Source organism: Streptococcus suis (assembly GCF_019794615.1).
GTDB classification, from domain to species: domain Bacteria; phylum Bacillota; class Bacilli; order Lactobacillales; family Streptococcaceae; genus Streptococcus; species Streptococcus suis_AI.
Window position 1 is genome coordinate 1 of record NZ_JAIMDU010000051.1, and the last position, 12,212, is coordinate 12,212.

The window sequence follows — 12,212 nt, forward strand, 5'->3', positions numbered from 1 at the left end:
GCAGAATCCATGATTCAAGTGCAAGCAGACCAAATTTCTCAGCGAGTAAAGACTAGCGATTTTAACCAAGCAAAACAGAGAATCGAAACTGCAGAGTCAACGATTACTCAATTGGGGAATCGTATTACAACTGAAATCAGTCAAGTGGATGCGAAAATTCCAACTAGCCTAGATGGCCTAAATTTGATGACTGGTACTCGTGATTGGTCGAATAAAGGAAATGCCTGGCATTTAGGAAACAATTGGTCTACTGAAACAGAGAATTTCAGAGGACTAGTAGTTCGTTCGACCCAAGCGGGTTATAACGGAAGTCATCAGAATATTGTTGTGAAAGCAGGAGATGTCATTACTTTTAGCTTTTATGCCAAAGCAAATCAGCCACTTTCTTCCATCAAAGTTTCAGCGATTTGGTCCGGTTCGAGTGTCTATCGTGCTCCAGTGGCAAGAGTGAGAGAGTCTGACGATATTATATCTGTCACCAGTGACTGGAAACGCTACTGGAAAACCGTTCATGTATTATCTGATGGATCACTCCAATTTCGGACAGAGTACAATGGCAGTACTATCCCAAATGGCAATAAATTCTATGTGGCAGGATTGAAAGTCGCAAAGACCTCACTAGATACAGGTTATTCAGAAAATCCAGCAGATATAGCTGGTGAATTGACCACCCAACGGACACTCATCACTCAAACGGCTTCTGGTGTAGAGCAGGTTTCTACAAGATTAACCGAGGCGAGTGGAAAGATTTCTAGTAGTGAAACACAGATTCGACAATTAGTTTCGGATGTATCCTCAAAGGTCAGTCAGACGGATTTCAATAACTTGAAACGAACTGTTGAAGGACATACTACATCCATCCAACAGACGCAACAATCTATTTTGCTTAAGGCTGATAAGACCGTTCTTGAAGGGGTCAAAACCACCGCTGACAATGCCTTGGCTAAGGCCAACACAAACGCTAGTCAGATTACCCAAACCAAGGCAGACCTACGGATTGCAAATGACGCTATTTCACAGAAAGTCGCAAAGACTGACTTTAATAGCTTAATCGGTCGAGTAACAAGTGCAGAAACCACTATCCGAACACAGGCTGGGCAAATTGAACAACGACTAACAAGTACACAAGTTGAATCTGCCATTAACTCAAAAGGCTACCAAACCAAGTCTCAGGTTGATTCCAATATAACGGGTCGTGGTTATCTTACAAGCAGTTCACTACAACCCTATGCGACGACAACCAGTGTGCAGAATTTGGTCAAAACAACCTCTGATAGTTTTACACAACGAATTAGTCAGACAGAAAGCAGAATCCCTAGTTCTGTTTCGCATCGCAACTTGATTGCTGGTACTTCGGATAGATGGAGTACTTATCAGACAATAAATGCCAATAGTAACTGGATAGCATCATTAGGAAGAGTGCAATTTGGGGATAGTAGTGGAATTTATGTTGGGTCAAAAGTTCATTTATATGTTCATGTCTCAGCGGATGAAGTTACCTTTGACCCTGCTGTAACGACTCGTACTATGAAACTTCAAGGTCCAATATTGGATAGTCAAAATGTTTGGACATGGACCAAGTGGAATTTGTATCACCCTTTCTACAATAAATGGAGCAGCAATCTGACAACTGGTAACAATTATCGGTTAATCAAACTAACCTCTACCGTCACTCAAGAGATGTACCAACACTCTAAAGGATTTGAACTTCAAGTCAGAGTTGATGGGGTTAAGACTGGTAAGTTCCATGTGAGAGCCTTAATGGTATCAACTGGTGATATCTTTCCAGACTATTGGACACCATCATTAGACGACTTTACGACAGTGACCGCCTTTCATGAAGTGCGGGATACTGTAAGCAGTCACACTCGAACAATTGGTGATCACACCAATCAAATCAGTCAGGTTGTTCAAACGGCTAATGGGATTGTGACACGAGTTGGCAATCTAGAAACAAGTCGAGCGACAACTGCCACAGTAACTGCCATTCAAACGCAGGTTTCAACACTTGCAGGGGCGTGGTCGGTTCGAAATCTGACCAGTGCAGGAACTGTATTGAGTCAACTTAATCTCAATAAGGATGGGACAATTAAAATTGATGGAAAACTCGTTCAAATAACAGGCACGACCTATATCCAAGATGGTGTGATTGCGAGCGGTAAGATTGCCAGTCTTGATGCAGGAAAGATTACGTCAGGCATCATATCAGCGGCTCGAATTGGAGCAGAAGCTATCACTGCGGATAAGTTAAAGGTTGACCAGGCTTTCTTTACCAAGTTTATGGCAACAGAAGCCTATCTCAAGCAGTTGTTTGCCAAATCAGCCTTTATAACCCAAGTGCAGGCAGTAACCCTATCTGCCAACAAAATTTCTGGTGGTATCTTGTCAGCAATCAACGGAGCCATGAAAATCAATCTGTCACTTGGAAACATCAAGTTCTTTACAAACTCTCCATCCATTTCTCGTGAGGTTAGCGGCTATCCTCACCAGTGGGTTTCATTTGAAACAGGTACCTCAAACGGCAAACCTTGTGGTGTAACCATAATCGGTTCCAATAGATGGAACAACTGGAATGCCAATGACGGTGGTTTTGTAGGAATTCGAGCATGGAACGGTACAGATACCGACCAAATTGATGTGGTAGGTGATAAGGTACGTTTAGCTAGTGCTCCATATACCAATCCAGATGGCTGGGAAATAGTAACGTTGCCTAACCGACTGAGTATTGATGCCTATAAAGCTTCTGACCGACCAAGTTCAATTTTGAATATCGGAGATATTCGCATCTATCGAAACGGTACAACCTACGTCAGTTTGAAAGATGTTCTTCATCAATTCAACCACAATTTTAAACACTTAGTAAACATCACAGGTCGAGGTGATGTCATCTTGACATGGGATACGATTAAATAAAGGAGTTCACAGATGAATCTAGAACAAATCAACCAATCATTAAAACTAACTATTCAGGAGCTTGTCACAAAGCTCTCTGATGAAATTACCGCTAAGAACCTCATCGCCATCCAATTGGTGGAAAGGGATGAGGAACTTAGCCTATTGCGTAAAGAAAAACAGGAATTGACTGAGTTATTAGAAGTTCAGACAAAACCTGAAGAAGGGAAAGGAGAATAGTTGCTATGGCACTTCTCAATATTGACAAAGTAACTGAACCATTTGATTTGGAGACAGCTCTCGCTTACATGCGTAAGAATGGCGAATTCATTCGTTGTAAGACAGCAGAGCAGGATTTTTACATGTATCTTGAAGAAGTAAGGCGACCTGCCATTAAAAATGGAAAGCGGCAGTTGGTTACAACAGAAACAGTTTGGGCATTTAATCAGTGGGGTAGTACGACATTAACTCTGAACCTTTCTGATTTATTCCATGATTGTTTTTATCTGATGCGGTTTGATGAGAACGGTCAACCGGATTGGTCAGACCCTACCATTGTGGAGGAAGGTTCAGTAGAAAGTGAGGTGACCGATGAAGGAACTGTTAACTCTTAATAAGATTTTATTCTCCATGATTGGAGGCTTGATTGGTAGTCTATTTGGAGAGTTGGATGGCATCCTCTATGCCCTACTTGTCTTCATTATTATTGATTATTTAACAGGAATTTTTGCGGCGGTTATAGAGAAACAATTGTCTAGTAGTATCGGTTTTCGTGGCATCTTTAAAAAGATAGCCATTTTATTTTTAGTTTCACTAGGTCATATGATTGATACTGCAATCATCAAGCAGGGTGGAACGATTCGAACCATGGTCATTTTCTTTTATCTCAGTAATGAGGGGTTAAGTATTTTAGAAAATACCGTTCGAATTGGTCTACCAATACCTGAGAAACTACAAGCAATCTTAAAACAAATCAACGAGAGGTGAGAAGATATGGGAAAACATCTAGTCATTTGTGGTCATGGACAAGGGCGAACAGGCTATGATCCTGGAGCAGTGAATGCCAAACTGGGTATCACAGAAGCAGGAAAGGTTCGAGAATTAGCCAAGTTTATGTCTAAGTATAGTGGACAACAGATTGATTTTATTACCGAACAAAATGTTTATGATTATCGGAGTATTACTAGTATTGGTAAGGGATACGACTCAATTACTGAATTGCACTTCAATGCCTTTAATGGTAGAGCCAAGGGGACAGAAGTCTTGATTCAATCCTCCTTAGAGGCAGATAAGGAAGATATGGCTATCCTATCTCTTCTTTCACGATATTTCCAAAATCGTGGCATTAAGAAGGTAGATTGGCTCTATAATGCCAACCAAGCAGCAAGTCGTGGATACACCTATCGTTTGGTGGAAATTGCCTTCATTGATAATGAACAAGATATGGCGATTTTTGAGAACAAGAAAGAGGACATTGCGAGAGGTCTTGTATCAGCTATAACAGGAGTTGAAGTCAAGACCATTGTTCCCTCGCCCCCCAGTTCAACCGTTGGGAGTTCAGGAACTCCTTCAAAACCAATCTATCTTGTTGGTGATAGTCTTAGGGTGTTACCTCATGCGACTCATTATCAGACTGGTCAGAAAATCGCCAACTGGGTCAAGGGGCGCACCTACAAAATCCTCCAAGTAAAAAATGTTCACCAGTCCAACAGTAAGAGAGCTTATCTACTTGATGGAATCAAGTCTTGGGTGCTTGAGCAGGATGTAGAAGGAGCTACTAAAGGCCATAGTGAGCAGACCTATCAAGCACAGAAAGGCGATACGTATTATGGCATCGCTCGGAAGTTTGGTTTAAATGTTGATGCCCTTCTTGCGGTAAATAGCTTGAAGAAGGCGGATATTTTAAGAGTTGGACAAACACTCAAGGTTAACGCTGCTTCAAGGACAACAACTGCTATTCCAACTAGCGTTGCAAGCCGTGTGGTTGCGTCCGCTTTATCTAAGGTCGGTCAAAAGGTGACTGTTCCATCTAACCCTTATGGCGGACAGTGTGTTGCCTTGGTGGATAAGATTGTTCAAGAACTTACGGACAAGAATATGTCCTATACTAATGCCATTGATTGTTTGAAGAAAGCAAAATCAAATGGTTTCCAAGTAATCTACGATGCTTGGGGTGTGAATCCTAAAGCAGGTGATTTTTATGTCATTCAGACGGATGGTTTGGTCTATGGTCACATTGGTGTCTGTGTGACAGATTCTGATGGAAAAAGTATTGATGGTGTGGAACAGAATATTGATGGATATTCTGACCATAATAAGAACGGTATCAATGACCAATTGGAAATTGGTGGTGGTGGGATCACTCGTCGTGTGAAACGTCAATGGATGGCGGATGGCTCACTTTACGATTCAACTGGAACAGTTAAACTGGGTAAAGTTGTTGGTTGGTTTAGAATTTCATAATTAAGTTATATGCCTGGTGGGAACATCAGGCTTTATTTTTTTGCCTTTTTTTCAAAAAGTGCGGAAAAATTACTCCCAAACCTACCTAGTAAGGTAGGAGGATAATATGGACGTTCAAAAAATTAACAATGAGATGACCTATCAACTTACAATGATACAAGCAAAGATACTTCTAAATAATGGAGCAATCACAATTGAGGAATTTGAACTTTTTAGGCAATTGATGCTTGAAAAATATCAACCGTTTATAAGTCAATTATCGACCTAATAACTGGATATTTTTTTCTTTTTGAGTGATAAATAGTAGCGAAAGGAGTGTATAAATTTGAGAACAGTTAGAAGAATACAACCCATAAAATCACCCTGCAAGCCAAGATTTAAGGTTGCGGCCTATGCAAGGGTTTCTGATAGTCGTCTTCATCATTCTCTGTCAACACAGATTAGCTATTATAACCGTTTGATACAAGCACATCCAGACTGGGAATTGGTGGGGATTTATTATGATGAGGGTATAAGTGGTAAAGAACAAAGTAATCGACAAGGCTTTCAAAAACTAATAAAGGATTGTGAAGATGGAAAGATTGATAGGATAATCACTAAGTCAATCGCTCGTTTTGGTCGAAATACAGTTGAACTACTAACTACTGTTCGACAATTACGTTTGAAAAATATTGGTGTAACTTTTGAGAAAGAGAATATTGATAGTCTTAGCTCAGAAGGTGAATTGATGTTAACCCTCCTTGCCTCAGTAGCTCAAGAGGAGTCTCAAAACCTGAGTGAAAATATAAGATGGCGAATCCAAAAGAAGTTTGAAAAAGGGATTCCGCACACTCCACAGGATATGTATGGATACCGTTGGGATGGAGAACAATATCAGATTGAACCTAATGAGGCAAGAGTTATTCGAAAAGTCTTTAAATGGTATCTGGATGGAGATTCGGTACAGCAGATAGTTGATAAACTCAATCAGGAACAAGTCTTAACAAGGCTTGGTAATCCATTTACCGTAGCAAGTATCAGAGAATTCTTCAAGCAAGAAGCATACTTTGGTCGCCTTGTCTTACAGAAGACCTATCGTGAATCATTCTCTAGAAATCCGAAAAGGAATAAAGGGCAACGCAATAAGTACATCATTGAAAATGCACACGAGCCAATTGTTACAAAAGAATATTTTGATTTAGTACTTCATGAGAAGGCGCGAAGATATCATTTTATGAGTCAAGAAAGCCACTTAAATAAAGGTATCTTTCGTGACAAAATTTCATGTTCAGAATGCGGATGTTTGATGATTGTTAAAGTGGATTCAAAACAAGTTAATAAAACCGTACGATATTATTGTAGAACACGCAATCGATTCGGAGCATCATCATGTTCATGTAGGACGTTAGGGGAAAAGCGACTTTTGGCATCGTTTAAAAGCAAGTTAGGCATTGTCCCAGATAAAGAGTGGGTTGAAAATAATATTAAACACATCGAGTATGACTTTGGTCACCGTATCATCACGGTAACACCAATAAAAGGAAGGAAATATCCTATAGAAATTAGAGAGGGGCGATATTAGTGAAGAAAGTAATTACTATTCAGGCTACACCAAGTATTATTAGGTCAAGTTCAGATGATTTCTCTCTGAAAAAGCGTAGAGTTGCGGGCTATGCCAGGGTATCAACTGACCATGAGGACCAAGCAACAAGCTATGAGTCACAGATGCGGTACTACTCTGAATACATTAATGGGAGGGATGATTGGGAATTTGTTAAAATGTACTCTGATGAAGGTATCAGTGGGACAAACACAAAATTAAGAACTGGTTTCAAAGCTATGGTGGAAGATGCACTCAATGGTAAAATCGATTTGATTATTACAAAATCTGTTAGTCGATTTGCGAGAAATACCGTAGACTCACTGACTACAGTTAGGCAGTTGAAAGAGGTAGGTGTAGAAATCTACTTTGAGAAAGAAAACATTTGGACATTAGATTCAAAAGGTGAGCTACTCATAACCATCATGTCTAGTTTGGCACAAGAAGAAAGTAGGAGCATATCCGAAAACGTAACTTGGGGCTTAAGGAAACAATTCGCAGAAGGGAAGGTTCATTTCCCTTACACCAATGTTTTAGGCTTTAAGGCAGGTGAAGATGGGGCAATTGTAGTTGATCAGGATGAAGCCAAAACTGTTAGGTACATCTTTCAGCAAGCTCTTATTGGAAAATCACCTTATCATATCGCAAAGGATTTGACTGAACAAGGTATACCTTCTCCTAGTGGCAAATCACAATGGAACGCAACCACAATCAAGCGAATGCTTAGAAATGAGAAGTATAAAGGGGATGCTTTACTACAAAAAACTTATACAATTGATTTTCTGACCAAAAAGAAGAACATCAACAGAGGTGAGTTGCCTCAGTATTATGTGGAGAATAACCATGAAGCAATAGTAGATAGAGAGACCTTTGATGCAGTTCAACAAGTGCTCGACAATAAAGGCAGAAAGTCGAGTACAACAATCTTCAGCTCAAAACTAGTATGTGGAGATTGTGGTCACTTCTTTGGTAGCAAGGTATGGCATTCAACCTCCAAATACCGAAGGGTAATATACAGATGCAACGAGAAATACAAGGGAACTGAACGGTGCTCCACTCCTCACGTCACAGAGGAAGAGGTAAAACAATGGTTTATCTCAGCTGTCAACCAAATGCTAGAAAATAAGTATGAGGTTTTAGAAAATATAGATATTTTGATACAGATGGTTAATACTGACAGTATTGTTGAAAGAATCAGTAGTCTTGAAACTGAAACGGAAGTAGTTGGTCAGATGGTTTCAAATCTTATATTGGGTAATGCCATGATGTGTCAGAACCAAGATGAGTACCAAATTAAGTACAGACAACTCAGTGACAAGTATGAAGGTTTGATAAAAGAAATCGAGAACCTAGAGGTTCAGAAGTTTTCGATTACCAAAAGACACAAAGAGTTGTTAGATTTTCACAATGTACTGAAGATGCAGAATGGCATGTTAACAGCTTTCGATGAGTTTTTGTGGGAGTCTATTGTGGAGTCAGTCAGGATAAATTCTGGTAAAGAAATTTACATTCAATTTAAAAATGGAACGGTCGCAACTTTGTAGGTTACGACCGCTTTTTATTATTAAAGTAAATTTTCGATAATACTGTCTATTAAAAAGATTCTTTCTTCAATTTTTGGAATAATAAAAATCGATTGAAAAGTGACAACGATAGCTGCAAACATGCCCCACCAAACTGTTGAAAATAGTGAGATATTCCCTGTATTGAAAAAATCAAGATTTGAAATTACAAATGTTATTAATGCAACTAAAAGTACATAAAGAGCTGAAGTCTGTTTTTTCAACCGTAATAAATAAGCCTTTTGTACAATTAAAATATCAACAGGAGATTTTTCTATCCCATACTTTTTCTTTAAATCTCTCATTTGTTGTAGTTCATTTGCTGAATGCTTTGATAACCATTCTTCTGAGGAAATTATAACAGTTGAGAATGTGAAAGCCCTCAGAAAATAAATAATTGTAATAAAATAAGGTAAAACAAAAATGAAAAAAATAAATATGTTTAATAATAAATCCATGGATGTATTATAACACAATTATAGCATTGTATCAAATTGAGTACTCATACCGATGCAGATCATGTGGGTGATGTGCTAGAAGTGGCTAAGCAGATTCAAATAGGTAAGATTTACGTTTCACCAGGTAGTTTGACTGTTCCAGATTTTGTTGCGACTTTGAGGAAAATCAATGTCCCTGTTCATGTTGTAAAAGCTGGAGATCAATTGCCCATTTTTGATTCCTATCTAGAAGTTCTATATCCCAATGGAATCGGAGATGGAGGCAATAATGACTCAATTGTACTCTATGGTCGTTTGTTAAAAATGAATTTCCTCCTTACCGGTGACTTGGAGCAAGGGGAATTAGATTTAATCACTTCTTATCCGCAGCTACCAGTCGATGTGCTGAAAGCAGGTCACCATGGCTCCAAGGGCTCTTCATATCCAGAATTTTTAGCCCATATTGGAGCAAAAATTGCTCTGATTTCTGCTGGTGAAAATAATCGCTATCAACATCCGCATCAGGAAACTCTGGAACGTTTCGACAGCCAAAATATGCAGGTTTACCGAACGGATCTGCAAGGAGCAATCCGTTTCCGAGGTTGGAAACAGTGGAGTATTGAAACGGTAAAAGAGTGACGCTCTCTCTGTAGCTGTTTTCTTTTTTGCATGGTATAATGGAGAGAAGAATACGGAGAGATTATGACAGTAATTGAACAGATTGAACAAATAAAAAAAGGGAACTTAGGTTTATTGACCATTTTGTGTGGTGAAGATGTTGGTCAATATCACATTGCGAAAGACTTATTGATGAAGCAACTGGAATTTGATACTTCGGACTTGGATTTTGCCTATTTTGATATGTCAGAGGCTGATTATCATCAGGTGGATTTGGATTTAGTTTCTCTTCCCTTCTTTTCTGATGAAAAAATAGTGATTCTTGATTATTTCGCAGATTTAACAACGGATAAGAAGCGCTACTTGACGGATGACGAGCTGAAACAATTTGAGTCTTATTTGGAAAATCCAGTTGAGACCACGCGCTTGATTATTCTAACACCTGGTAAGTTGGATAGTAAGCGTCGCCTTGTCAAACTTCTGAAAAGAGATGGATTGGTTTTAGAAGCAAATCCTCTAAAGGAAATGGAGTTGAAGAATCATTTCCAGAATGAAGTCGGTCGACTTGGGTTGCGGATGGATCCAGATGTTTTTCACTATCTTATGGTAAAATCCAACTTTGATTTTTCAGAAGTTAGTAAAAATTTAGTCTTTCTGCAATCTTATAGAGGACAAAATGCAATTTCACTAGCCGATATAGATGCTGCAATCCCAAAGACCCTTCAAGATAATATCTTTGATTTAACTCAACTTGTCCTTCAATCTAAAATGGATGAAGCAAACCATCTTGTTCGGGATTTACGATTGCAAGGAGAGGACGAAATCAAGTTGATTGCGATTATGTTAACTCAGTTTCGCACCTATCTTCAAGTGCAAATACTACATGAGCAAGGTCGTGGTGAACATCAGATTGTTACTGCGTTGTCAGATTTATCTGGTCGTAAGATCAATCCCTATCAGGTAAAATATGCCTTGCGTGATTCAAGAAATCTATCGGTTGGTTTTTTGAAAAAGGTCGTCAAACTATTAATTGAAACAGATTACCAAATAAAAACAGGACAATTTGATAAGGATTATCTATTTGACATTGCCTTGTTAAGAATCGCTACATCGTGATTTTCAGACAAATAAATTGAAAAGGCTCTCAGAAAGGGTTACAATAGAACTATCAAATTTATAGGAGAATAGAATTATGGCAATTATTTTACCAGATTTACCTTATGCTTATGATGCTTTGGAACCACATATTGATGCAGAAACAATGACTTTGCACCATGATAAGCACCATGCGACTTATGTAGCAAATGCCAATGCAGCCCTTGAAAAGCATCCTGAAATTGGCGAAGATTTAGAGGCTCTCCTTTCAGATGTTGAACAAATTCCAGCAGATATTCGTCAGGCCTTGATCAACAATGGTGGTGGACATCTTAACCACGCTCTCTTTTGGGAATTACTTTCTCCAGAGAAAACTGAAATTTCTGAAGAGTTGGCTGCAGAAATCGATGCGACATTCGGCTCTTTTGATGCCTTTAAGGAAGCATTTACTACAGCTGCAACAACACGCTTTGGTTCAGGTTGGGCTTTCTTGGTAGTTAATAAAGAAGGAAAATTGGAAATCCTTTCAACCGCTAACCAAGATACACCAATCATGCAAGGATTGAAGCCAATCTTGGCTCTCGATGTTTGGGAACACGCATACTACCTAAACTACCGCAACGTTCGACCAAATTACATCAAAGCCTTCTTTGAAGTGATTAATTGGAACAAGGTTAACGAACTTTATAAAGCTGCTAAATAAGCCAGCGGCTCTTCCTTCGGGAAGAGTTTTTTTAGTTTTGTCATTTGAATTAGCCTGGTTACATCGTCACTTTCAGCTTGTAGTACAATTCGAAATTGACTTGTTTCGCAAGTCATATTTCCAACCTAGAATGCCGTTAGGTTGATCTAGCTTCCTTCACCTCCGTTCCTTGTGTGAAAGCTACTGCATTCTACTATCAATCAACCGTGATTTACTGTAGCCACCGTAGAAAAATTATCAAAATGCTTTACATAGGCGGTTAGTTAGGGTATAATATAGTTTGTGTGTAATGGACGCACAAAAATACAGTTTATCCGCTGGGTTTAAAAGCACCTAAGATTGACAAAGATAGGAGAAAAACATGAATCCATTGATCCAAAGTTTGACAGAAGGTCAACTTCGTACTGACATACCTTCATTCCGTCCTGGTGACACTGTACGTGTTCACGCTAAGGTTGTCGAAGGTAACCGCGAACGTATCCAGATTTTCGAGGGTGTTGTTATCTCTCGTAAAGGCCAAGGCATCTCAGAAATGTACACTGTACGCAAAATTTCTGGTGGTGTTGGTGTTGAGCGTACTTTCCCAATCCACACTCCACGTGTTGATAAGATTGAAGTTGTTCGTTACGGTAAAGTTCGTCGTGCTAAATTGTACTACCTACGTGCATTGCAAGGTAAAGCAGCACGTATCAAAGAAATCCGTCGTTAAGATAGTCCTTTGGACTGACTTAGTCGGAATGAGAAGAGGCAGCGTTAGCTCAATGTCATTAAGTTAAGCATTTAAGCAGCTAAAGAAACTATTCCCGTCTGAGCAGTTGATGACAAGACGGGAATAGTTTTTGTATTTAGGGCGCACAAAAAGG

12 protein-coding genes and 1 pseudogene are annotated in these 12,212 nt (G+C 39.2%); 12 read left to right on the plus strand and 1 reads right to left on the minus strand.

The features are described from left to right. From K6V43_RS10715 to K6V43_RS10750, 8 genes are all read left to right on the plus strand, one after another. On the plus strand, window positions 1–2,913 hold a 2,913-nt coding region (locus tag K6V43_RS10715; protein WP_222383076.1), incomplete at its 5' end, for a gp58-like family protein. A 12-nt stretch (window positions 2,914–2,925) separates the two neighbouring features. After that, a complete protein-coding gene (locus tag K6V43_RS10720) occupies window positions 2,926–3,132 on the plus strand; it encodes a hypothetical protein (RefSeq protein ID WP_002943561.1) in 207 nt (68 codons plus the stop codon). A 5-nt stretch (window positions 3,133–3,137) separates the two neighbouring features. Further along, the gene (locus K6V43_RS10725; RefSeq protein ID WP_222383077.1) at window positions 3,138–3,506 is read left to right on the plus strand and encodes a hypothetical protein; all 369 of its coding nucleotides are present in this window, start codon (window positions 3,138–3,140) and stop codon (window positions 3,504–3,506) included. Then, complete coding sequence (locus K6V43_RS10730) at window positions 3,484–3,879, plus strand: phage holin family protein (protein WP_222383078.1); 396 nt, start codon at window positions 3,484–3,486, stop codon at window positions 3,877–3,879. The genes K6V43_RS10725 and K6V43_RS10730 overlap by 23 nt, the downstream gene beginning before the upstream one ends. A 6-nt stretch (window positions 3,880–3,885) precedes the next feature. Further along, on the plus strand, window positions 3,886–5,355 hold the full coding sequence (locus K6V43_RS10735; protein ID WP_222383079.1) for a LysM peptidoglycan-binding domain-containing protein: 1,470 nt from the start codon (window positions 3,886–3,888) through the stop codon (window positions 5,353–5,355). A gap of 106 nt (window positions 5,356–5,461) precedes the next feature. Beyond that, window positions 5,462–5,623, plus strand: a complete 162-nt coding sequence (locus K6V43_RS10740) for an SHOCT domain-containing protein (RefSeq protein ID WP_044777345.1) — start codon at window positions 5,462–5,464, stop codon at window positions 5,621–5,623. Window positions 5,624–5,680: 57 nt separating this feature from the next. Beyond that, complete coding sequence (locus tag K6V43_RS10745; RefSeq protein ID WP_105206161.1) at window positions 5,681–6,916, plus strand: recombinase family protein; 1,236 nt, start codon at window positions 5,681–5,683, stop codon at window positions 6,914–6,916. Then, window positions 6,916–8,478, plus strand: coding sequence for a recombinase family protein (locus K6V43_RS10750; RefSeq protein ID WP_222383080.1), 1,563 nt, complete (start codon window positions 6,916–6,918; stop codon window positions 8,476–8,478). Before K6V43_RS10745 ends, K6V43_RS10750 begins: the two co-directional genes overlap by 1 nt. A 20-nt stretch (window positions 8,479–8,498) precedes the next feature. On the opposite strand, the gene K6V43_RS10755 is transcribed toward K6V43_RS10750, so the two are convergent. Next, complete coding sequence (locus tag K6V43_RS10755; RefSeq protein ID WP_222383081.1) at window positions 8,499–8,954, minus strand: NUDIX hydrolase; 456 nt, start codon at window positions 8,952–8,954, stop codon at window positions 8,499–8,501. 42 nt (window positions 8,955–8,996) lie between these two features. Between K6V43_RS10755 and K6V43_RS10760 the strand changes: the two are divergent. From K6V43_RS10760 to rplS, 4 genes and pseudogenes are all read left to right on the plus strand, one after another. Then, window positions 8,997–9,572 (plus strand): annotated as a pseudogene (locus K6V43_RS10760) (ComEC/Rec2 family competence protein); the annotation flags it as partial. Window positions 9,573–9,635: 63 nt separating this feature from the next. Next, window positions 9,636–10,667, plus strand: a complete 1,032-nt coding sequence (gene holA / locus K6V43_RS10765; protein WP_222383085.1) for a DNA polymerase III subunit delta — start codon at window positions 9,636–9,638, stop codon at window positions 10,665–10,667. 76 nt (window positions 10,668–10,743) lie between these two features. Next, complete coding sequence (sodA, locus tag K6V43_RS10770) at window positions 10,744–11,349, plus strand: superoxide dismutase SodA (RefSeq protein WP_024391732.1); 606 nt, start codon at window positions 10,744–10,746, stop codon at window positions 11,347–11,349. Window positions 11,350–11,710: 361 nt separating this feature from the next. Then, window positions 11,711–12,058 carry a 50S ribosomal protein L19 gene (rplS, locus tag K6V43_RS10775; RefSeq protein ID WP_011921928.1) on the plus strand — a complete coding sequence of 116 codons (348 nt, stop codon included), beginning with the start codon at window positions 11,711–11,713 and terminating at the stop codon, window positions 12,056–12,058. Window positions 12,059–12,212 lie beyond the last annotated feature (154 nt).

Coding starts and splice junctions, on each gene's coding strand:
- K6V43_RS10720 (WP_002943561.1), top strand. CDS start 2,926: ATGAATCTAGAACAAATCAACCAATCATTAAAACTAACTATTCAGGAG.
- K6V43_RS10725 (WP_222383077.1), top strand. CDS start 3,138: ATGGCACTTCTCAATATTGACAAAGTAACTGAACCATTTGATTTGGAG.
- K6V43_RS10730 (WP_222383078.1), top strand. CDS start 3,484: ATGAAGGAACTGTTAACTCTTAATAAGATTTTATTCTCCATGATTGGA.
- K6V43_RS10735 (WP_222383079.1), top strand. CDS start 3,886: ATGGGAAAACATCTAGTCATTTGTGGTCATGGACAAGGGCGAACAGGC.
- K6V43_RS10740 (WP_044777345.1), top strand. CDS start 5,462: ATGGACGTTCAAAAAATTAACAATGAGATGACCTATCAACTTACAATG.
- K6V43_RS10755 (WP_222383081.1), bottom strand. CDS start 8,954: ATGGATTTATTATTAAACATATTTATTTTTTTCATTTTTGTTTTACCT.
- holA (WP_222383085.1), top strand. CDS start 9,636: ATGACAGTAATTGAACAGATTGAACAAATAAAAAAAGGGAACTTAGGT.
- sodA (WP_024391732.1), top strand. CDS start 10,744: ATGGCAATTATTTTACCAGATTTACCTTATGCTTATGATGCTTTGGAA.
- rplS (WP_011921928.1), top strand. CDS start 11,711: ATGAATCCATTGATCCAAAGTTTGACAGAAGGTCAACTTCGTACTGAC.